Consider the following 22,107-nt stretch of genomic DNA (forward strand, 5'->3'; position numbering starts at 1 on the left):
CGGGGAACAGACGTGACAGGCTGGCAGTTCTGGGTCGACCGGGGCGGGACCTTCACGGACATCGTCGCGCGGCGCCCCGACGGAGGGCTGCTCACGCACAAACTGCTGTCCGACAATCCCGCCCGCTATGCCGACGCGGCGGTCGCGGGCGTCCGTGAACTCCTCGCCGGCGAAGGGGACACGGACGCCCCGGTCGACGCCGTGCGCATGGGCACGACCGTCGCGACCAACGCCCTCCTGGAACGCAAGGGCGAGCGCACACTCCTCGTCACCACCCGGGGCTTCCGTGACGCCCTGCGCATCGCCTACCAGAACCGACCGGCCATCTTCGCCCGAGCGATCGAGCTCCCCGAACTGCTCCACGAGCGGGTGATCGAGGTCGACGAACGGATCGCGGCGGACGGCACCGTCCTGCGCGCCCCCGACCTGGACGCCCTCGCCGCATCCCTCCAGGAGGCCTACGACGACGGGATCCGCGCGGTCGCCGTCGTCTGCATGCACAGCCATCTCCACCCCGCCCACGAACAGGCCGTGGGCGCGCTGGCGACACGTGTCGGCTTCCCGCAGGTCTCCCTCTCCAGCGAGGTCAGCCCGCTGATGAAGCTGGTGCCGCGCGGTGACACGGCCGTCGTCGACGCCTACCTGTCGCCCGTGCTGCGCCGCTACGTCCAGCAGGTCGCCGCCGAACTCCGGGACGTGCGGCTGATGTTCATGCAGTCCAACGGCGGCCTCGCCGAGGCCGGACAGTTCCGCGGCAAGGACGCCATCCTGTCGGGCCCCGCCGGCGGCATCGTCGGCATGGCCCGGATGTCGCAGCTCGCCGGCTACGACCGCGTCATCGGATTCGACATGGGCGGAACGTCCACGGACGTCTCCCACTTCGCCGGAGACTACGAACGGACCTTCACCACACAGATCGCCGGAGTCCGGCTGCGCGCCCCCATGCTGGACATCCACACGGTCGCCGCGGGCGGCGGATCGGTGCTCCACTTCGACGGTTCCCGCTACCGTGTGGGCCCCGACTCGGCCGGGGCCTCCCCCGGACCCGCCTGCTACCGCAACGGCGGCCCCCTGACGGTCACCGACGCCAACGTCGCCCTCGGCCGCGTCCAGCCCGCCCACTTCCCGAAGGTGTTCGGCCCCGGGGGCGACCAGCCTCTCGACGCCGCTCTCGTCCAGGAACGCTTCACCGCCCTCGCGCACGAGATCCACGAGAGGACCGGCGACGCCCGCACCCCCGAGCAGGTGGCCGAGGGCTACCTGCGGATCGCCGTGGCCAACATCGCCAACGCCGTCAAGCGGATCTCCGTACAGAAGGGCCACGACGTCACGCGCTACGCGCTCACCACGTTCGGCGGCGCCGGAGGCCAGCACGCGTGCGTGGTCGCCGACTCGCTCGGCATCCGTACCGTCCTGGTCCCGCCCATGGCAGGCGTCCTGTCCGCCCTCGGCATCGGACTCGCCGACACGACGGCCATGCGCGAACAGTCGGTCGAGGCACGCCTCGAACCGGCCGCGATGCCCGGCATCCTCAAGACCGCCGACGATCTGGAGAGCGCCACCCGCGCCGAACTCCTCGCCGAGGACGTCCCCGAGGACCGCATCCGGATCACCCGCCGGGCCCAGCTCCGCTATGACGGCACCGACACGGCACTGACCGTCGAACTCACCGACCCCGACACCATGACCCACGCCTTCGAAGAACGTCATCGCGCCACCTACTCCTTCACCCTCGACCGTCCGGTCGTCGTCGAAGCCCTCTCCGTGGAAGCCACCGGTCTCACCGAACCCCCCGATCTCTCCGCCCTCGCCCCCGACAGGGCCGCACCCGCCTCGCGCCCCGCCGCCGCGCCGACCGTCCGGCTGCACACGGGCGGCGCCTGGCGCGAGGTGCCCCTGCACCAGCGCCGGCAACTCCCGCCCGGCGAGAGCGTCGACGGGCCCGCGATCATCGCCGAGGCAGGCGCGACAACCGTCGTCGACGACGGCTGGCGGGCCGCGACGACCGACGACGGGCATCTGGTCATGGAACGGGCGGCGGTCACGGAGAGTTCCGATCTCGGCACTCAGGCGGACCCCGTTCTGCTCGAGGTCTTCAACAACCTCTTCATGTCCATCGCCGAACAGATGGGCGCCCGCCTGGAATCGACCGCCCAGTCCGTCAACATCAAGGAGCGTCTGGACTTCTCCTGCGCCCTGTTCGACCCCGACGGAAACCTGGTGGCCAACGCCCCTCACATCCCGGTCCACCTGGGCTCGATGGGCACGAGCGTGCAGGAGGTCCTCCGGCGGCGCGGCGACGGCATGCGGCCCGGTGACACCTACGCCGTCAACGACCCGTACCACGGCGGCACCCACCTCCCCGACGTCACCGTGATCACTCCGGTCTTCGAAACGGAGGGTGAGCGGATCCTGTTCTACGTCGCCTCGCGCGGCCACCACGCCGAGATCGGCGGCATCGCCCCGGGCTCCATGCCCGCGAACAGCCGCACCATCGACGAGGAGGGCATCCTCTTCGACAACTGGCTGCTCGCCGAGAACGGACGGTTCCGGGAGGCGGAGACACAGGCACTGCTCACCGCGCCGCCGCACCCCTCGCGCAACCCGAGGACGAACCTCGCCGACCTGCGCGCCCAGATCGCCGCCAACCGCAAAGGCGTCGACGAAGTCGGCCGGATGATCGAGGACTTCGGGCTCGACGTCGTCCAGGCGTACATGAGGCACGTCCAGGACAACGCGGAGGAGGCCGTGCGCCGCGTCATCGACACGCTCCAGGGCGGCGAGTGCGCCTACGAGACGGACTCGGGGGCGGTCATCCGGGTCCGCGTCTCCGTGGACCGCGATGCGCGCTCGGCCACCGTCGACTTCACGGGCACGTCAGCGCAGCTCGGCACCAACTTCAACGCGCCCTTCGCCGTCGTCAACGCCGCTGTCCTGTACGTCTTCCGCACCCTGGTGGACGACGACATCCCGCTGAACGACGGCTGTCTGCGCCCCCTGCGCATCGTGGTGCCGACGGGGTCGATGCTCGCACCGGAGCCCCCGGCCGCCGTTGTCGCCGGCAACGTGGAGACGTCCCAGGCGATCACCGGCGCCCTGTACGCGGCCCTGGGCGTCCAGGCGGAAGGCTCCGGCACCATGAACAACGTGACGTTCGGCAACGAGCGCCACCAGTACTACGAGACCGTGGCCTCAGGTTCGGGCGCCGGCGACGGCTTCCCCGGCGCTCCCGTCGTGCAGACCCATATGACCAACTCGCGGCTCACCGACCCCGAGGTCCTGGAGTGGCGACTGCCCGTCAGGCTGGAGGAGTTCGCGATTCGACACGGCAGCGGCGGCCCCGGACACTGGCGGGGCGGCGACGGCGCCGTACGACGTATCCGCTTTCTGGAGCCGATGGCCGTCTCGACACTGTCGCAGCACCGCAGGGTGCCGCCGTACGGCATGGCGGGCGGCGAGCCCGGTGCTCTCGGCGTCAACCGGGTGGAGCGCGCCGACGGCACCGTCACGGAACTCGGCGGAAGCGATGCGGCGGACGTCGGACCCGGCGACGTACTCGTCATCGAAACCCCCGGCGGCGGGGGCTACGGCCCACCGCCGCACGACCCTCACCCAGCAGGAGAAGAAGTCGATGATCTTCGGGCGTTCTGAGCGCGGCAAGCCTCCGGTCGAGCCCGTCACGCTCAAGATCCTGGTAGCGGGCGGTTTCGGCGTGGGCAAGACGACCCTCGTAGGCGCGGTCAGCGAGATCAGGCCGCTGCGCACCGAGGAGGTCCTCACCGAGGCGGGCCGGCCCATCGACGACATCAGCGGTGTGGAGGGCAAGCACACCACGACCGTCGCCATGGACTTCGGCAGGATCACGCTGCGCGAGGACCTGGTGCTCTATCTGTTCGGGACCCCCGGGCAGGATCGTTTCTGGTTCCTCTGGGACGAGCTCGCCACAGGTGCCCTGGGTGCCGTCGTGCTGGCCGACACCCGACGCCTCGAGGACTGCTTCGCCGCGGTCGACTACTTCGAACGGCGCTCCATACCCTTCGTGGTCGGAGTCAACTGCTTCAAGGAAAGCGCCCGTTACCCCGCGGAGGCCGTCCGCCAGGCCCTCGACCTCGACCCGGACGTGCCCGTCGTCCTCTGTGACGCGCGCGACCGTGAGTCGGTCAAGGAAGTCCTCATCCGCGTCGTCCAGCACGCGATGGCGCACGCGGCGGCCGCCCGTGAGGCCGTCTCGACCTGACGCCCGCCCGGCGCCACCGCCGTCACGACGCGCGGGTGCGGCCCGTACCCCCGCCGACCGGGGTACGGGCCGCGGTCATGCCCACGCGCGCGTGGTTCACCCGAATCGCACGCGCGCGGGAGTCACCCGACGGTGTCGTCGTGCCAGCCGAAGCTCTTCTCCACCGCCTTGCGCCAGTTGTCGTACTCGCTGTCACGCACCGACGCCGCCATGGACGGTGTCCATTCGACGTCCTTCTGCCAGTGCGACTTCAGCTCGTCGAGGCCGTTCCAGACTCCGGTCGCGAGCCCCGCCGCGTACGCGGCGCCCAGACAGGTCGTCTCGGAGACCCTCGGACGGATCACCGGCACGCCGAGGACATCCGCCTGGTGCTGCATCAGCAGATTGTTCTTGGTCATGCCGCCGTCCACCTTCAAGGTGGTGATCCGCACCCCGGAGTCCTGGTACATGGCGTCCACGACCTCACGCGTCTGCCAGCTCGTGGCCTCCAGGACCGCGCGCGCGAGGTGCGCCTTCGTGACGTACCGCGTGAGACCGGTGATGACACCGCGCGCGTCCGAGCGCCAGTAGGGGGCGAACAGGCCCGAGAAGGCGGGCACGATGTACGCGCCGCCGTTGTCCTCGACGCTCGCCGCCAGCGTCTCGATCTCGTCGGCGGAACGGATGATGCCCAGTTGGTCCCGGAACCACTGGACCAGGGCGCCCGTGATCGCGATCGATCCTTCGAGGCAGTAGACCGGAGCCTCGTCTCCGATCTTGTATCCCATGGTGGTCAGCAGCCCGTTCTTCGACGGAACGGGCCTGTTGCCGGTGTTCAGCAGCAGGAAGCTGCCGGTGCCGTAGGTGTTCTTGGCCGTGCCGACGTCGTAGCAGGCCTGGCCGAAGACCGCCGCCTGCTGGTCGCCGAGCGCCGACGCGACCGGCACACCGCCGAGCTGGCCCACGGCGGTGCCGTACACCTCGGCGGAGGACCTGATCTCGGGGAGCACCGCCTCGGGGATGTCCATCGCGGACAGGATGGACGGGTCCCACTGGAGGGTGTCCAGGTTCATCAGCATCGTGCGCCCGGCGTTGGTCACGTCGGTGACGTGCCGTCCGCCGTCGGTGCCGCCGGTCAGGTTCCAGATGAGCCACGAGTCGATGGTGCCGAAGGCGATCTCACCGCGTTCCGCACGGGAGCGCAGGCCCGGGACGTTGTCGAGCAGCCAGGCCGCCTTCGGCCCGGAGAAGTAGCTGGCCAGGGGGAGTCCGGTCTGTTCGCGGAAGCGGTCCTGGCCGTCCGGGCCGCCCAGTTCCCTGCAGAGCGCCGACGTGCGGGTGTCCTGCCACACGATCGCGTTGTGGACGGGTTTGCCGGTGGCGCGGTCCCACAGAACCGTCGTCTCGCGCTGATTGGTGATGCCCAGCGCGCTGAGCTGGTCGGCGCGCAGTCCGGCCTTGGCGAGCGCTCCCGCGACCACGGCCTGAACCTTGGACCAGATCTCGGTGGCGTCGTGCTCCACCCAGCCCGGTTTGGGGAAGATCTGGCGGTGTTCGCGCTGGTCGACGGCGACGATCGCGCCGCCCCGGTCGAAGATGATGCAGCGGCTGGAGGTGGTGCCCTGGTCGATCGCGGCGACGTATTTCTCGGCGTTGTCCGTCATGTCGTCCCCTTACGTGTTCTTCGTCAGGAGGCTGATGTCTCGTCAGGAGTCCGCACTTCGAGGTGGCGGGGATGGGTCAGAAGGCCACGTTGTAGATCCCGGCGCCGATGGCGGCACCCGCGATGGGGCCGACCACCGGGATCCAGGAGTATCTCCACTCCGATGTGCCCTTGTTGGGGATCGGCAGCAGCGCGTGCGCGAGGCGCGGCCCGAGGTCGCGGGCCGGGTTGATGGCGTACCCCGTGGGGCCGCCCAGCGAGAGACCGATACCGACGACGAGGAAGGAGATGAGCAGGACCGGCAGCCCCGCGTCGCCGATGCCGGCGACATGCTTGGCGCCGCCGACCATGCCGAGGATGGGCAGCATCAGGGCGGCGGTGGCGATGGTCTCGGTGATCAGGTTCTGTACCGGGTTGTCGATCTCGGGACGCGTCGAGAAGATCCCCAGGGTCTCGATGGCCTTGTCGTCCGCGGCGTTGAGGTTGAACTGCCCGAGGTAGAGGAGCCAGCACAGGACCGCGCCGACGACGGCGCCGGCGAACTGGCCGAGGAGGTAGAAGGGCACGTCCGACCACTTCGTGGAACCCTCGATCGCGAACCCGATGGTGACCGCCGGGTTGATCTGCCCTCCCGACAGCGGCGCCGAGGTGTAGGCACCGGCCAGGACGCCGAAGCCCCAGCCGAAGGTGATGACGATCCAGCCCGCTCCTTGGGCCTTCGATCTGTTCAGGGTGACAGCGGCGCACACACCCGCGCCGAAGAGAATCAGAATCGCTGTACCGATCAACTCGCCTACGAAGATGTCTCCGTTGCTCATGGCGGCTCCTAGGCTCTCGCCCGGAACGATCAGCTCCGGGCCGGCGTGCAGAGGGCGTTCCCATGGCTGCTTCCGCCGGAGGCGGGGAGTTCCCGCGCCCCGTCCGGCGTCCCGGAAGTGTTCACCGGTGCCCAGGAGGCGTCAAGGTCGCGGACCGCACCGGTTGCAGGGCGCCTCCTGGACGCGCCACGGAGGCCCGTCGGCACCGTACGCAGGGACCGTTTTCAGCCAGTCGATCAGAAGGTCATGCCATCGGGGGCATGAGGTCGGGGGCGTGAGGTCGGGGCCGGGCGGTCGACGCGATCATCCGGTGAGCGTCTGCCCGTACGGCTCCATCGGCCCGGTTCCCGCCCCGCGCCGGACCTCATGTCCGGGCAGCCCCGCGCGCCCCAGTACCCAACTCGCCCCGTCCAGGGCCTTGGCGGCCTGCTTGAGCGGTGCCAGTGAGGTGGCCGCCTGCCGGTGGTCGATCACGCTGCCGGGCGCGCACAGCACCGTGGCCAGCGACAGGGTGACGGCTCGGCCGCCCGCGGCCCAGGGCGTGTCGAGCACCGACGCGGCCAGCGGGTCGAGCGTGTCGGGGTCGGCGAGGACCAGGAAGTCGTCGCCGCCGATGTGCCCGACCAGCGTCGCGTCGGACGCCGAGTGCTGCAGCATCCGTCCCACCGCTTTGATCAGCTCGTCGCCGGCCGCGAAGCCCGCTCCGTCGTTGACCTGCTTGAAGTGGTCGATGTCCAGCCAGCTCAGCGCGAACATCCGGCCGTCCGCGATCCGCCGGTCCACCTCCCCGGTGATCATGTCCGAACCGGGCAGCCGCGTCAGCGGGTTGAGCCCCGCCGCCTCCTCGACCCGGTTCTCCGACAACGCCCGTACGAGATCCGCGAGGCGTACGACACCCACGCACCGCCCGTACCGGTCGACGACCGCGACATCGTCGGACGTACGGTCCCGGTCCCCGTCCGCGACGACGTCGAGCACTTCCCAGGCCGTGGCGTCGAGGCCGACCGTACGCGGCGCGTCACCCAGCTTGACGGCCGGCCGGTCGGCGTACAGGGCGTGCCCGTAGCGGCCGGACATCGACAGCAGGAAGCGTGACCGGTGCACCGAGCGGACCGGTATCCCGAACGGGTCCACGAGTAGCACACCGGACACGTCGGGCGACCCGGTGAGCAGGGATCTGACCTCTCCGGCCGACGCGGTGGCCGACAGCAGCGCGGCGGGGCGGACGAACTGCCCCACGGACGGCCCGGACCGGGGCGCGCCGCGGGGACCCGGAAACAGCGCCGGAACGTATACATCCGCCGAGGGCCGCCGGGCGGGCGGGGCGAACAGGTCGCCCTGCGCGAGCTGCGCGCCCGCCGACACCGCGGCGGCGCACTGCAGTTCCGTCTCGACGCCTTCGACGGACAGCAGCGCGCCGAGTTGTTCGCACAGCGTGCGCATCGCGCGGACCGCCGCGGGCCGCGAGAGCAGGGACACGTCGAGCTTCATCAGCTCAGGGGCGAGGTCCGTGAGCAGGCGCAGCGGTACGTCGCCGTCGCCGATGCCGTCCGCGCAGATCCGGAAGCCCTCGCCGCGCACCGCGGCCACAGCCTCCAGCAGGGCGTGCTGCGGCACGTGTGTGTACGGCGGGACGACGTCGACGGTGACCTCGCAGGGGAGCCGTCCGGCTTGCCGTACCTCGTCGCGCAGCGCGGAGAGCCGGCCGAGGTCGGCCAGCGTTGCGGCGAACACGTTGACGTGCAGGGGGAGCAGGGTCTCCCTGCGTGCGGCGGCCCGGATGGCCAGCGCGGCCAGCCGGCCGTCCAGTTCGGGATCGCGGCGGGCTCGCGCCAGGATGTCGCCGGACTCCGGGCGGGCGAGCGTCTCCAGCGCCGCGATCCCTCCGGTCGTCAGGTTGACGACCGGCTGGAAGGCGAAACGGACCATATCCGTCCAGGAGGGCACAACAGTATGGTCTCGCCGTCGGCGCACGCCGGTGCGCGATTCACGAGGTGTTCACGCAGGATTCCGGGGCCGTCACAGCAGGTGTGGAGGAGGGACCGGCGAGGCCCGCCACGGGACTACCGAACCGCCACGACTGAGGAGCCGTGCCCGAACAGCCCCTGGTTCGCGGTGATCCCCACCCGTGCCCCGGCGACCTGCCGGTCACCGGCATCCTCGCGCAACTGCCAGGTCAGTTCGCACACCTGGGCGATGGCCTGCGCCGGAACGGCTTCTCCGAAGGAGGCGAGTCCGCCGCTGACGTTCACCGGTATGCGTCCGCCGAGCGCCGTGGCGCCTTCCCGCAGGAGCTTGGCGGCCTCGCCCTCCCCGCAGAGCCCGAGATCCTCGTACCACTGCAGTTCCAGCGCGGTCGACAGGTCGTAGACCTCCGCGAACGAGAGATCCTCGGGTCCGATGCCCGCCTCCTCGTAAGCCGCTCGGGCGATGGACGCCCGGAAGGTCTCGGACGTGGGCTCCACGGAGGCCGCCGAGTCCGTGGCGATGTCCGGCAGATCCAGCACGGTGTTCGGATAGCGCGGCGACACGGTCGACACCGCGCGGATCCGCACCGGCCCGGCGATCCCGTGCCGGCGCGCGAAGTCCATGCTCGCCAGCACCACGGCCGCGCCGCCGTCCGAGGTCGCGCAGATGTCGAGCAGCCGCAGCGGATCGGCGACCACGGCCGACGCGGAGACCTCCTCGGCCGTGACCCGCTTGCGGTAGCGGGCGTGGGGATTGAGCGCGCCCAAGGCCGCGTTCTTCACCTTCACCTGGGCGAAATCCTCCGGAGTGTCGCCGTACAGAGCCATCCGGCGCCGCGCGTACAGCCCGAAGTACGTCGGGTTCGTCGCCCCGAGGACACGGAAGCGCAGCCAGTCCGGATCGTCCGGCCGGTCCCCGCCGGCGGGGCGGAAGAACCCCTTGGGTGCCGCGTCCGCGCCCACCACGAGGACCACCTCGGCGAGGCCGGAGAGTATCTGCGCCCTGGCTGTGCCGAGTGCCTGCGCCCCGGAGGCGCAGGCCGCGTACACGCTCGTCACGCGTGCTCCCTGCCACCCCAGCGCCCTCGCGAACGTCGCCCCCGCCACATACCCCGGGTAGCCTCCGCGGACGGTGGACGCACCCACGACCGAGTCGACGTCCCGCCAGCCGATCCCCGCGTCGGTCAGCGCGGCACGCGCCGCAGCCACCCCGTACTCGACGAAACGGTGCCCCCGCTTGCCCCACGGGTGCATCCCCACGCCCAGCACCGCCACATCACCGGTCACGCCCCCGCCCCCGTCCGTTCCGGGCCATTCATGCCGTCACCCCTGTCGGCCGCCAGTGCCACGTCGTCCAGGTGGTCTCCTCGTCCTCGTGCAGCACACCGGGGACGACCTCCACCTCCATGCCCACCGCCAGGTCGGAGACGGTGATCCCGGGAACCGCCTGGCCGAGCACCACGAGGCATTCGGATTCCAGTTCCACAGCGATCAACGCGTAGGGCTCCCAGGAGAGTTCCGGATCGGTCACATAGGGTGACGGAGGCCGGTAGCGGCTGTCCGTGTACGACCAGACGCGCCCCCGGGGAGACAGCGGCAGCTCCACCAGCTCGCCGCCCGCGCACCCCGGATTGCGGCAGAAGGCGTCCTCGCGGGGGAAGAACACCGAGGCGCACGCCGAGCACCGCGTGCCGAGCAGACGGAAGTCGTCCCCTTCCCCGGTGAACCACCCGGCGACGACAGGTGTACGTGTGCGCGACACGGTCCCTCCATCAAACTCGATCTGACGGAACGTCAGAAGTGTGCCACGGGCGGGGGAAATTGGGCAGGGCGCCCGTGCGGACCGACGGGCGCCACCGGCAGCCGGAGTCCCGGCCGCGGCGGCAGGGTCGCGGGAGCGCCTCAGCCGCCCCATCCGCCTCGACCGAGCCGTTCCGCCCGGGGCGTGTCATCCGGTCCAACCCGAAGACGTCCGTTCGGTGATGGACTACAGTCCGCGGCGTGTCCGAAAACCCGCACCCACCCGCCGACTTCGCGCCCGACTCGCACTGCTCGAGCTGTGGCGCGCCTTACGGAGAGGGCATCTCCGGCTGGCCCCGCACCTGCGCCGCCTGCGGCACGGTCGCCTACCGCAATCCGCTGCCCGTCGCGGTGGCTCTGCAGCCCGTCTACGACGACCGGGGCGCGGCCCTGGTCGTCATCACCCGGACCATCGCCCCCGCGCGCGGAGGCATCGCCCTGCCCGGGGGATTCATCGACCACCGGGAGGACTGGCGGCAGGCCGTCGTGCGCGAACTCAAGGAGGAGACGGGCATCGACGCGGCGAGCCGGGATGTGCGGCTCGCCGACGCGATGAGCTCGCCCGCGGGCCATCTGCTGCTCTTCGGGCTCCTTCCGGAACGCCCCGCAGCCGAACTGCCGCGGTCCGCCGCCACCGACGAGACCGAAGGCTGGCATCTGCTGCACCGGTCGGCCGAACTCGCCTTCCCGCTGCACACCCTGGCGGCCCGTGCCTGGTTCGAGGGGCGGTACATCTGAGGGTCAGGGACGGGGTCTCCCCAGCCCCCGCACCCGCACGGGGTACGACGGCTCGTGCAGGCCCCCCGTGCCACTTGCCCTGCGCACCACCACCTCGTCGTCCTCCCAGCGGGACACATGGCGCTCGGCCTCCGGTTCCTCCCAACCGTCGCCCGTGTCCGGCACGACCAGCCCGACTCCGCCGCTTCCCCGCGCGGGCGCCCACGCCTCCAGCTCCAGACCACCGTCGGCACCGCTTACGGGCACGACGGCACCGGCCCGCGCGAGCACCGGAATCCGCGACAAGGGTGCGTCGACCACCACCTGCGCCGGCCCCTCGTACACCTCCTCGGTGACCGTGTCGTACCAACGTCCCCGCGGCAGTTGCACCGTCCGCCGGACCGCACCAGGGTCCACCACCGGCGCCACGAGGAGGCTGTCGCCGAGCAGGAACGCGTCCTCGCAGTCGCGCAGCGCCCGGTCCTCGGGACTGCCCCACCACAAGGGCCGGACGTACGGAGCGCCCGTGCGGCGCGCCATGTGCGCCAGCGTCATGAAGTACGGCAGCAGCCGCCGCCGTTCGAGGAGCGCCACGCGCGCGTGCTCCAGAACCCCGTCACCGAACTCCCAGGGCTCCCTGCGACCGGCCCGCAGACTCGCGTGGGTGCGGAACAACGGGAGGTACGCCCCGAGCTGGAACCACCGCAGATAGAGCTCGGGCGACGGGCTGCCGTCGAAGCCGCCCACATCGGGTCCCGAGTAGGGCACCCCGCACAGTCCGAGCCCCAGCACCAGGGACAACGACGCCCGCAGCCCCGGCCAGCCCGTGGCCACATCCCCGGACCACGTCCCCGCGTAGCGCTGCAGACCCGCCCACCCGGAACGCGAGAACAGGAACGGCCGCTCCTGCGAAGCGAGTTCACGCAGCCCCTCGTAGGCGGCCCGGGCCATGCCCAGCGCGTACACGTTGTGCGCCTCGCGGTGGTCACCGCCGCGGCCCTCCAGGGAGTGCCTCGCCGAACGCGGCAGCGTCGGCTCCCCGAAGGCCGTGAACGACGTCGGCTCGTTCATGTCGTGCCAGAACCCGGCGAACCCCTGCGCGAGCCGTTCCTCGTACAGCCCGCCCCACCACGCGCGCGCCCGTGCGTCCGTGAAGTCCGGGAACACGGCCTCCCCGGGCCATACGACACCTCGCACGAGCTGTCCCGAGGCGTCCCGCACGAAGGCCTCCTCGGCGAGACCGCTGTCGTACACCTCGTTGCCGGGCTCCGCCTTGACCGCCGGGTCGATGATGGACACCAGCCGGATCCCGTCGCGCCGCAGCTCCTCGGCGAGCTGAGGGAGCTTCGGGAACCGGTCGCGATCGACGGTGAACACCTGGTGGGCGTCGTAGTGGTCGATGTCCAGATGGACGGCGTCCAGCGGCAGGCCCCGCTCCTGATAGCCCGCGACGATCCTGCGCACCTCCTGCTCACTGCCGAAGCCCCACCGCGCGTGCTGGTGCCCCAGCGCCCACGCGGGCGGAAGCGCCGCGCCACCGGTCAGCGACGCCCAGGAGTGCAGCACGCGCGCGGGGGTTCCCACCATCACCCAGCAGCGCAGCGGCCCGCCGTCCATGCGCAGCTCGCACGCCCCGGCCCGGTCGTGTCCGGAGCCGGCGCCCTCCTTGCCCTCCCGCAGGTTCACGGTGCCGTCCCACGTCGTGTCGTGGAACACGAGATGCGTTCCCGCGTCGGCGACGACCATCTGCACCGGCATCGTGAGGTACAGCGGATCGTCGCCCGGCCCGAAGGCCTGTCCCGGATCGGTGTTCCACAGCCGGTAGGTCCCCTCGCGCAGCCGGAGCCCCGCCGCCCGGCCGCCGAGACCGAAGAACCGGGCGTCGGCCGCGACTTCGGAGCGCTGCATCCAGCGGGCCGTGCCGCCGTCGACGGGTTCCCACCACCGGGGCGGCAGATCCCGGCGCAGGATCACCCCGCCGGGCGTAAGAACCTTGACCGCGCCGTGCCGAGAGACCGTGACCGTGACCCGCTCGGCGACGACGCGCCAGCCGCCGTCCTTGTCCGGCTCCAGGACGGCCCGCGGATCGGGTTCCGGGGACCGGCCCGCCAGGGCGTACGACGGCTCCGGCGCGACCGCGTCCCAGCCCCAGAAGACCGCCCCGCCCACCGTGACCGTGATCCGCAGTTCCGAGCGCGTGAAGCGGACGACTCCGCCGCCGGGACCCGGCTCCACACCGAGCACCGGCCCCGGTACCCGCGCCCGCTCGGCGCCCCGCCGGGGCAGCCCGGTGGCGTCGGCACGCCTCCTACGCCAGGCGGCCCGCACCGTGAGCAACCCCTGAGTGGTACCCCCCGAGCCGACCGCTTTCACCGAACGCACCAGGTCACGACCGTCCATGCTGCTCACCCTGCCACTACCGGAGCCCGTTGAGTGAGCCGTTCAACTGCCGTTCACCTGGTGTGAGGCCACATCTTCATGTAGCCGACTATGTGGGGCGTGCCCTGGTAAAGAAGTCGATCACATGGCATCGTCCGTGTCAGCCGCGTGACGCGCACACCCCCGCTCGTGCGCGACCGACGCCCACGACGCGCACAGCCCGGGAGCCGCCCCACATGTCCACCACGAACCCCTCTCCGCTCTGGCAGCCCACCGCCGAGGGCATCGCCCAGGCGCAGGTCACGAAGTTCCAGGCCTGGGCGGCCGAACGGCACGGAGCGCCGGCCGACGGAGGCTACGCGGCCCTGCACCGTTGGTCGGTCGACGAGCTGGACACGTTCTGGAAAGCCGTCACCGAGTTTTTCGACGTACGGTTTTCCACCCCTTACGCGCGCGTGCTCGGCGACCGCGCCATGCCCGGAGCCGACTGGTTTCACGGCGGGACCCTCAACTACGCGGAGCACGCCCTGCGCGCCGCGGAGACCCGCGCGGACGAACCGGCCCTCCTGTATGTCGACGAGACCCACGAGCCCGTCCCCGTGACGTGGTCCGACCTGCGCCGTCAGGTCGGCTCCCTCGCCGCCGAGCTGCGAGCCCTCGGCGTACGGCCCGGAGACCGGGTCAGCGGCTATCTCCCGAACGTCCCCCAGGCCGTGATCGCCCTGCTCGCCACGGCCGCCGTGGGCGGGGTCTGGACGTCCTGCGCCCCCGACTTCGGCGCCCGCAGCGTCCTCGACCGCTTCCAGCAGGTCGAACCCGTGGTCCTGTTCACCGTCGACGGCTACCGCTACGGCGGCAAGGAGCACGACCGCCGCGACACGGTCGCGGAACTGCGCCGTGAACTGCCCACCCTGCGCGCCGTGGTGCACATCCCGCTGCTGGGTACCGAGGCACCCGAGGGCGCCCTGGAGTGGTCGGCGCTGACCTCCGCCGACGCGGAGCCCGTCTTCGAGCAGGTTCCCTTCGACCACCCCCTGTGGGTGCTCTACTCCTCCGGTACGACCGGCCTTCCCAAGGCCATCGTCCAGTCCCAGGGCGGCATCCTCGTCGAGCACCTCAAGCAGCTCGGTCTGCACTGCGACCTGGGCCCCGAGGACCGCTTCTTCTGGTACACCTCCACCGGCTGGATGATGTGGAACTTCCTCGTCTCCGGCCTGCTCACCGGCACCACGATCGTGCTGTACGACGGCAGCCCCGGGTATCCGGACACGGGCGCCCAGTGGCGTATCGCCGAACGCACCGGAGCCACCCTCTTCGGCACGTCCGCCGCGTACGTGATGGCCTGCCACAAGGCGGGCGTCCACCCCTCGCGCGACTTCGACCTCGGCCGGGTGCGGTGCGTCGCGACGACCGGCTCGCCGCTGCCGCCCGACGGATTCCGCTGGCTGCACGACGAGGTCCGTGAGGACCTGTGGATCGCCTCCGTCAGCGGCGGCACCGATGTGTGCTCCTGCTTCGCCGGAGCCGTACCGACGCTCCCGGTGTACATCGGCGAACTCCAGGCCGCGGGTCTCGGCACCGACCTGCAGTCCTGGGACCCCGGTGGCAAGCCCCTCACCGATGAGGTCGGCGAACTGGTCGTCACCAACCCCATGCCGTCGATGCCCATCCGCTTCTGGAACGACCCCGACGGCAGCCGCTACCACGACAGCTACTTCGACACGTATCCCGGAGTGTGGCGACACGGCGACTGGATCACCGTCACCTCCAGGGGCTCGGTCGTCATCCACGGCCGCTCGGACTCCACGCTCAATCGGCAGGGCGTGCGCATGGGCTCGGCCGACATCTACGAAGCCGTCGAGCGCCTTCCCGAGATCAAGGAATCGCTCGTCATCGGTGTCGAACAGCCCGACGGCGGCTACTGGATGCCGCTGTTCGTCCACCTCGCGCCCGGAGCCGTCCTGGACGAGGACCTCCTGAACCGCATCAAGGGGACCATCCGTGAACAGCTCTCCCCGCGGCACGTTCCGGACGAGGTCATCGAAGTACCCGGAGTTCCCCACACCCTGACCGGCAAGCGCATCGAGGTGCCCGTCAAGCGCCTTCTCCAGGGCGCGTCGATGGAGAAGGCGGTCAACGTCGGATCCGTGGACAACGTCGAGCTCCTGCGCTTCTACGAGAAGCTGGCCCGCGAGCGCGGCTGATCGGCCTCCCGGCGTCAGCCTCCGTAGGTGGCCTCCGACTCGCCGAGCACGGCGGTGAAGTCGGAGGCCAGACGCAGGGCGTCGGCGGGCGCGAGCTCCGCGACCGAGATGCGCACCCCAGGCGCGGCCGAGGTCCGGAAACGCGCGCCCGCCGCGACCCACCATCCGTACGAACGCAGCCCGTTCACCACGGCCGACTCGTCCCGAACGGGCACCCAGACGTTCAGCCCGCTCACGCCGTGTGCCTGGATCTCCCGGTCCGCGAGCTCACGCAGCAGCGCGCTCCGGCGCAGCGCGTACGTCTCCTGGGCACGCGCCACCAACGCGCGCGTGGCGTCGTCCGTCATCAGTTGGAGCACCGTCTCCTGCAGCAGATGACTGACCCAGCCGGAGGTCAGCAGCAGGCGCCCGTCGTGCCGGGCCAGCGTCGTCGGATCGCACGCCGCGGCCGCCCACCGCAGGTCGGTCCCCAGGAACTTGCTGACCGTGCGCACATGGACCCAGCGGTCCAGGCCGCCCGCCGTCAGAGTGCGCAGCGGCGCGCCGGCGACGGACGACGCGTGGTCGTTCTCCACGACCAGCACATCGGGCGCCTCCTGGAGCACGGCGACGAGCGCCTCCCGCCGTTCCGCGGAGAGGCTGCCGCCACAGGGATTCTGCGCCCGCGGACTGCACACCACCGCGCGTACCCCTGCTCGTAGAGCCGTCCGCAGGGCGTCCGGGCGGATGCCCTGGTCGTCCACCGCGACGGGAACCGTGCGCAGTCCCAGCGCCGTGACCAGGTCCAGCAGATGGTGATAACCGGGGTCCTCCATCGCGACCGCGTCCCCCGGACGGAGCTCCACGGAGAGCAGCCGCCCGATCAGGTCGAGCGCACCATGCGCGAACGTCACATGCTCCGCGGGCACCCCGTCGGGTTCCAGCCAGTCGCGTACGGCCTCCTCCAGCCGTGCCAGACGCGGTGAACCGCGGTGGGAGCGCGCACCGGGGGAGAGCTGCGAGGGCGGTACCAGCCGGGGCAGCAGCGCGGGGTCGGGATGCCCGCCCGCCAGGTCCCGCAGTCCGTCCGGCACGCGGGGCGGGCGCCGTGACGCCACCGAGGGCGCGGCGGCGATCACGGTCCCACCGCGTCCGCGGGTCACCACGATCGCGCGTTGCCGCAGTTCCTTGTACGCCGTCGCGACCGTCCCCGGACTGACGCCGAGCCGCTCAGCCAGACCGCGCACCGGAGGCAGCGCCGTGCCCGGCTCCAGGGCGCCCTCGGCCACGCCCCGTTCCACGGACGCGGCAATTCCCTTGGCCGTCGTACCACTGATCGAATATTGTGTTGCCACGTTACTAAGTATGTATCAATACATACTGTGAGGCAAGGGGGAACCGTGAGCCCGACGCGTCGCGCAGCCGCATGGCCGCCACGCATTCCAGGAGGCCCCGACGGCCGACGAATGCTCTGGATCGCTCTGGTGGACCGCACCGGCAGCGGGCTGTGGGCAGCCGTCTCCGTCCTGTACTTCACCTACGTCGCCGGTCTCTCGGTCGCGCAGATCGGCACCCTCGTCGCCGTGGCCGGAGCCGTCGGCATCGCCGGCGCACCCCTGGGCGGACGCATGGCCGACCGACTGCCCCTGACCCGTGTGCTGATCGGGCTCCAACTCCTGCGCGCCCTCGCCTCCGTGGCCCTGCTGACCACGGACAACTACGCCCTCCTGCTGGCGTTCTCCGCCGCGGGCAGCTTCGGCGACCGGGCCGCGAACGTCCTCACCAAGCTGTACGCCACCCGTGTCTCGGGGCCCGACCGCGTCCGCTACCAAGCCGTCAACCGCACCGTCGCCAACGCCGGTTGGGCTCTCGGAGGTCTCGTCGCGGCGGGAGCCCTCACCATCGGCACCACCGCCGCGTACCAGTGGCTGCTCACGGGCGACGCCCTCTCCTTCGTGGCCGTCGCCCTCGCGACCGCCCGCTGCGGCGAACCGCCCTCGGCTGCCCGCACGATCGCCACGTCGAAGGACCCCGCCCCCGCGACGCGCCCCACCAGTCCCTGGCGCGACCGCACCTACCTCGCCTACGTCGCCACCGAGACCGTCCTCTTCCTCGACGACGCGGTGTTCAAGGTCGGGCTGCCTCTGTGCGTCGCCCACTCCGGCCAGGCTCCCCACGGCCTTGCACCCCTCCTGATGGTCCTGAACAACGTGATGGTCGTGACCCTCCAGGTCCCCCTGGCCCGCCTCGGCGCCACAACGGCCGCGGCCCGCGCCCTACTCGTCCCGCTCTCCGCGATCTCCGCGCTCGGAGGTGTCCTCCTGGCGCTCTCGGCGACAGGCGGAACCATGGCCGTGACCCTGTTCCTGACCGCGGCGGCCGTCGCCTTCACGGTGACGGAGATGCTCCATGCCACCGTTTCGTGGGAACTCTCCGTGGCCCTCGCCCCGGACACCGCCCAGGGCGGCTATCTCGGCGTCCACGGACTTGCGCAGGCAGTGCAGCGCAGCGTCGGACCACTCGCCGTCACAGCGGCCATCGCCGCCGGCTCCCTCGGGTGGACTCTCTTCGGCGCGACCATAGCCACGACCTGCATGTTCCAGCACCGCCTCGTGCGCGGCAGACTCACCCGCCCCGCGTTGTCAGTGCCGCCGGTTACTGTGAGTGAGCATTGATCGACTGTGCACAGGGGGAAACATGGCGCACACCCAGCACCACACCATGCGACGCGTCCTGCGCCGCGAAATCGCCGGCACCATCGGCCTGCTGACCGACGAACAGGACTTCCGGGCGATGCGGCAATACCGCACCTTCGCCTTCGAGGACCATACGATCTATCTCCAACAGGTCGAAGCCCTGCTCAAGACCCTCGCCGCCCAGGGCAGCCACACGACAGTGGCACTCTTCGACCCCGAGGAATACGCCGAATTCTGCGCCGAAAGCGGCCTGGAACCCGACACCCCGGCCAGCCGAACCCGCTTCACCGCCCAACTCGCGGCGACCGGCCCCAGCCTCCCCTACGACGGACAACCCCTCGACGAACTGGTCCCGGACCTCGTCGACGAAGCCGTCCGCCGCGCCACCTGGGAGTACGCCACGACGCTCCTGGCCCGCATCGGCACCTGCGCGACCTGCGGAGAGGACATCGGCCGCGCCGCCTTCATCCGCGCCGCCCACCTTCTCGCCCGGATCGTCGATACCGCGAGCCCGGGAGACCTCCACCTTGTGTGCAGCGTCTCCTCGGCTCCCGACACGCTCGTCGCCGTACTCCGGACAGAGGGACGCACCGAAGACTCCGCTCGCCTCGACGAGTCCGAAGCCCTCGAATTCACCACGGTCCTGGCCCTCGGTATCGCCACCCGGAGCGCCTGCGGACTCGTCATGCGCACCACCGCACCCGACTCCACCGACCGTGTCTACGGATGGCGCCTGCGCGGCGAGCATCTTGAACCTCTCACCGCGGGGGAGGTGTTCGACGCCTACTGCACCGACCTCGATTCCGGCGATCTGGTCTCCCCGGAATCCGGCGTCGACTATTGCGTACCGCCCGACCTCGCGGACGACGGAAAGGGGACGGGCCACACGCACTGAACGCGAAAAGGGCGCCCCATCCGCAGATGGAGCGCCCCTCCGTACCGAAAATCGCCACCGTCCGCTGACGGCGCCGTCCGGCTACTCGCCGGACAGCACCGCCTGCGCCGCGGTACGCGCCTCGTCCGCCGTGTCCGCGGCCCGTGCGGCCGAGGCCGCCCGCTCGCACTGGGCCAGCGTGTACTTCGCCAGCGTCGCCCGGACATAGGGAATCGACGCGGCACCCATCGACAGGGAGGTGACGCCCAGACCGGTCAGGACACAGGCCAGCAGCGGGTCAGAAGCTGCCTCGCCGCAGACACCGCAGCTCTTGCCCTCGGCCTTCGCCGCCTCGGCGGACAGCGCGACCAGGTCGAGCAGCGCCGGCTGCCACGGGTCCTGCAGCCGGGACACCGCGCCCACCTGCCGGTCCGCGGCGAACGTGTACTGCGCGAGGTCGTTGGTTCCGAGGGAGAGGAACTCGACCTCCTGCAGAATCGACCGCGCCCGCAGCGCGGCCGACGGGATCTCCACCATCGCGCCGAACTTCGCCCGCAGCCCGGCCTCACGGCACGCGTCCGCGAACGCCTTGGCGTCCGTACGGTCCGCGACCATCGGAGCCATCACCTCGAGATAGACCGGCAGTCCCTCCGCGGCCTTCGCGAGCGCGGTGAGCTGCGTACGCAGAACATCGGGGTGGTCGAGGAGCGAACGCAGACCCCGCACGCCGAGCGCCGGGTTGGGCTCGTCGGCAGGCGTGAGAAAGTCCAGCGGCTTGTCCGCGCCCGCGTCCAGCACCCGCACCACGACACGACCCTCGGGGAAGGCCTCGAGCACCTTGCGGTAGGCCTCGACCTGCTTCTCCTCGGACGGCGCCTGCTTGCTGTCGTCGAGGAACAGGAACTCGGTTCGGAACAGACCGACGCCCTCGGCACCGGCCTCCACGGCCGCCGGCACGTCCGCCGGACCGCCGACGTTGGCCAGCAACGGCACCTTGTGCCCGTCGGAGGTGGCACCCGGACCCGTCGAAGCGGAGAGCGACGCCTTGCGCTGGGCCGCCGCGGCCTCGAGCTGCGCCTTCTTCTCCGCGCTCGGCTCCACGAAGATCTCGCCCGTGCTGCCGTCGACGGCGATCACGGTGCCCTCGGCCAGCTCACCCGCGCCGGGGAGCGCCACGACGGCCGGTACGCCGAGCGCGCGGGCCAGGATCGCGCTGTGGCTGGTCGGCCCGCCCTCCTCGGTGACGAAACCGAGGACCAGGGTCGGGTCCAGCAGTGCGGTGTCGGCGGGCGCGAGGTCGCGCGCGATGAGGACGTACGGCTCGTCGCTGTCCGGGACGCCCGGCATGGGCACACCGAGCAGCCTGGCGACGATACGGTTCCGCACGTCGTCCAGGTCGGCCACGCGTCCGGCGAGGTACTCACCGGCGCCGGCGAGCAGCGCCCGGTACGCGGCGAGCGCGTCGTAGACCGCACGCTCGGCCGTGCTGCCCACGGCGATCCGCCGGTTCACATCAGCCGTCAGCTCGGGGTCCTGGGCCATCATGGCCTGGGCCTCGAGCACGGCCTGTGCCTCGCCGCCCGCCAGATTGCCGCGCGCGATGAGGTCGGCCGCCACGTCCTCCACGGCCTTGCGGGCGCGCGCCTGCTCGCGTGCCGCGTCCTCCGGGGGAATCTGCTTGGCAGGCGGTTCGAGGACCGCCGTTCCCATGTGCCGAACCTCGCCGATGGCCACACCGTGGCTCACGCCGACGCCTCGCAGCGTTGTTTCCATCTCACCCGTCTCCGCATAGTGCGGCGGTATCGCCGCCGTGATGGTTGTCGAACGCGCCGTCCAGGACAGCGTCGATGTCACTGCCAGCCGAAGAGCGCGTCGCCGGCCTTCACGTCGCCGTCCTCACGGACGTCCGAGAGGGAGTCCGCGGTGGCTTCGAGGGCCACGACCGGGCACACCGGGGACTTACCGGCCTCCTCGACGGCGGCGGGGTTCCAGCGCACGACACTCTGGCCGCGCGTCACGGTGTCCCCCTTGTTGACGAGCAGCTCGAAGCCCTCGCCATTGAGCTGCACGGTGTCGATGCCCAGGTGCGTGAGCACGCCGTGGCCCTCACCGTCGACGACGACGAACGCGTGCGGGTGGAGGGAGACGATCACGCCGTCCACGGGGGCGACAACTTCCGAGGGTTCACGCACGGGGTCGATCGCCGTACCGGGGCCGACCATCGCTCCGGAGAAGACGGGGTCCGGTACCGCTGCGAGTCCGATGGCGCGTCCTGCAAGAGGGGACGTCACGGTGGTCATGGGAAGCCTCCGAGGGGGTGGAGATCTATACGGGCGGTCACTGTCTGTCCCGGACAGCGCACTGTTGAGCAGGATATGTCATATGAAGTGCCGGTTCCGCGCGAGTGATCCCGGTTGGCGCCGTAGAGGACAGGGCTAACGATTTGCGCCCGCTCCCGCACCCCATGTAGAGTCGTACTCCTGCTTGAGGCTGAGCGGCGTGACCATGGCGTCGTTGCCTGGCAGCACCCAACTTGTCAGATCCTATCTCGGGGTCCTGTCCCGCATGTCTGCGGGATGGTGGTCAGCGAGACGGAAAAGGACTGATAGAGTTTGGCTCGCCGGAAAGGGAAACGCGAAAGCGAAAACCTGGAAAGCACCGAGGAAATCGGATACGGAAACGGTCTGATAGAGTCGGAAACGCAAGACCGAAGGGAAGCGCCCGGAGGAAAGCCCGAGAGGGTGAGTACAAAGGAAGCGTCCGTTCCTTGAGAACTCAACAGCGTGCCAAAAAT

General features: G+C 70.9%; 15 protein-coding genes. 6 read left to right on the top strand and 9 right to left on the bottom strand.

Annotated features, from left to right (window positions below; all coding sequences use genetic code 11):
• The first annotated feature begins 12 nt into the window (after positions 1 to 12).
• Positions 13 to 3,651 (top strand): hydantoinase B/oxoprolinase family protein, encoded by a 3,639-nt coding sequence (locus ACWEBX_RS05050; RefSeq protein WP_451883514.1) that lies wholly within the window; start codon positions 13 to 15, stop codon positions 3,649 to 3,651.
• Positions 3,632 to 4,237 carry a GTP-binding protein gene (locus tag ACWEBX_RS05055; protein WP_451883515.1) on the top strand — a complete coding sequence of 202 codons (606 nt, stop codon included), beginning with the start codon at positions 3,632 to 3,634 and terminating at the stop codon, positions 4,235 to 4,237. The genes ACWEBX_RS05050 and ACWEBX_RS05055 overlap by 20 nt, the downstream gene beginning before the upstream one ends.
• 122 nt (positions 4,238 to 4,359) lie before the next feature.
• Here ACWEBX_RS05055 and glpK read toward each other — a convergent pair whose 3' ends face one another.
• From glpK to ACWEBX_RS05080, 5 genes are all read right to left on the bottom strand, one after another.
• Positions 4,360 to 5,880, bottom strand: a complete 1,521-nt coding sequence (gene glpK, locus ACWEBX_RS05060; protein ID WP_451883516.1) for a glycerol kinase GlpK — start codon at positions 5,878 to 5,880, stop codon at positions 4,360 to 4,362.
• Between the two features lie 76 nt (positions 5,881 to 5,956).
• Entirely contained in the window at positions 5,957 to 6,697 is a 741-nt protein-coding gene (locus tag ACWEBX_RS05065) for an MIP/aquaporin family protein (RefSeq protein ID WP_451883517.1), read from the bottom strand.
• Between the two features lie 303 nt (positions 6,698 to 7,000).
• Positions 7,001 to 8,644, bottom strand: a complete 1,644-nt coding sequence (locus ACWEBX_RS05070) for an EAL domain-containing protein (RefSeq protein ID WP_451883518.1) — start codon at positions 8,642 to 8,644, stop codon at positions 7,001 to 7,003.
• 116 nt (positions 8,645 to 8,760) lie between these two features.
• Entirely contained in the window at positions 8,761 to 9,951 is a 1,191-nt protein-coding gene (locus tag ACWEBX_RS05075; RefSeq protein WP_451883519.1) for a lipid-transfer protein, read from the bottom strand.
• Positions 9,952 to 9,979: 28 nt separating this feature from the next.
• Positions 9,980 to 10,426 (bottom strand): Zn-ribbon domain-containing OB-fold protein, encoded by a 447-nt coding sequence (locus ACWEBX_RS05080; RefSeq protein ID WP_451883520.1) that lies wholly within the window; start codon positions 10,424 to 10,426, stop codon positions 9,980 to 9,982.
• Positions 10,427 to 10,665: 239 nt separating this feature from the next.
• On the opposite strand from ACWEBX_RS05080, the gene ACWEBX_RS05085 reads away from it, so the two are divergent.
• Positions 10,666 to 11,202, top strand: coding sequence for an NUDIX domain-containing protein (locus ACWEBX_RS05085; RefSeq protein WP_451883521.1), 537 nt, complete (start codon positions 10,666 to 10,668; stop codon positions 11,200 to 11,202).
• Between the two features lie 3 nt (positions 11,203 to 11,205).
• On the opposite strand, the gene ACWEBX_RS05090 is transcribed toward ACWEBX_RS05085, so the two are convergent.
• Positions 11,206 to 13,581, bottom strand: a complete 2,376-nt coding sequence (locus tag ACWEBX_RS05090) for a glycoside hydrolase family 31 protein (RefSeq protein WP_451883522.1) — start codon at positions 13,579 to 13,581, stop codon at positions 11,206 to 11,208.
• Positions 13,582 to 13,796: 215 nt separating this feature from the next.
• On the opposite strand from ACWEBX_RS05090, the gene ACWEBX_RS05095 reads away from it, so the two are divergent.
• The gene (locus tag ACWEBX_RS05095) at positions 13,797 to 15,764 is read left to right on the top strand and encodes an acetoacetate--CoA ligase (protein ID WP_451883523.1); all 1,968 of its coding nucleotides are present in this window, start codon (positions 13,797 to 13,799) and stop codon (positions 15,762 to 15,764) included.
• Between the two features lie 14 nt (positions 15,765 to 15,778).
• Here ACWEBX_RS05095 and ACWEBX_RS05100 read toward each other — a convergent pair whose 3' ends face one another.
• Positions 15,779 to 17,098 carry an aminotransferase class I/II-fold pyridoxal phosphate-dependent enzyme gene (locus tag ACWEBX_RS05100; protein WP_451883524.1) on the bottom strand — a complete coding sequence of 440 codons (1,320 nt, stop codon included), beginning with the start codon at positions 17,096 to 17,098 and terminating at the stop codon, positions 15,779 to 15,781.
• A 111-nt stretch (positions 17,099 to 17,209) separates the two neighbouring features.
• On the opposite strand from ACWEBX_RS05100, the gene ACWEBX_RS05105 reads away from it, so the two are divergent.
• On the top strand, positions 17,210 to 18,418 hold the full coding sequence (locus ACWEBX_RS05105; protein WP_451883525.1) for an MFS transporter: 1,209 nt from the start codon (positions 17,210 to 17,212) through the stop codon (positions 18,416 to 18,418).
• A 22-nt stretch (positions 18,419 to 18,440) separates the two neighbouring features.
• The gene (locus ACWEBX_RS05110) at positions 18,441 to 19,334 is read left to right on the top strand and encodes a hypothetical protein (protein ID WP_451883526.1); all 894 of its coding nucleotides are present in this window, start codon (positions 18,441 to 18,443) and stop codon (positions 19,332 to 19,334) included.
• An 81-nt stretch (positions 19,335 to 19,415) separates the two neighbouring features.
• Here ACWEBX_RS05110 and ptsP read toward each other — a convergent pair whose 3' ends face one another.
• Both ptsP and ACWEBX_RS05120 read right to left on the bottom strand, forming a co-directional pair.
• On the bottom strand, positions 19,416 to 21,086 hold the full coding sequence (gene ptsP, locus ACWEBX_RS05115; RefSeq protein WP_451883527.1) for a phosphoenolpyruvate--protein phosphotransferase: 1,671 nt from the start codon (positions 21,084 to 21,086) through the stop codon (positions 19,416 to 19,418).
• 77 nt (positions 21,087 to 21,163) lie between these two features.
• Entirely contained in the window at positions 21,164 to 21,613 is a 450-nt protein-coding gene (locus tag ACWEBX_RS05120) for a PTS sugar transporter subunit IIA (RefSeq protein WP_451883528.1), read from the bottom strand.
• Positions 21,614 to 22,107 lie beyond the last annotated feature (494 nt).

The organism is Streptomyces sp. NPDC005070 (assembly GCF_053600395.1).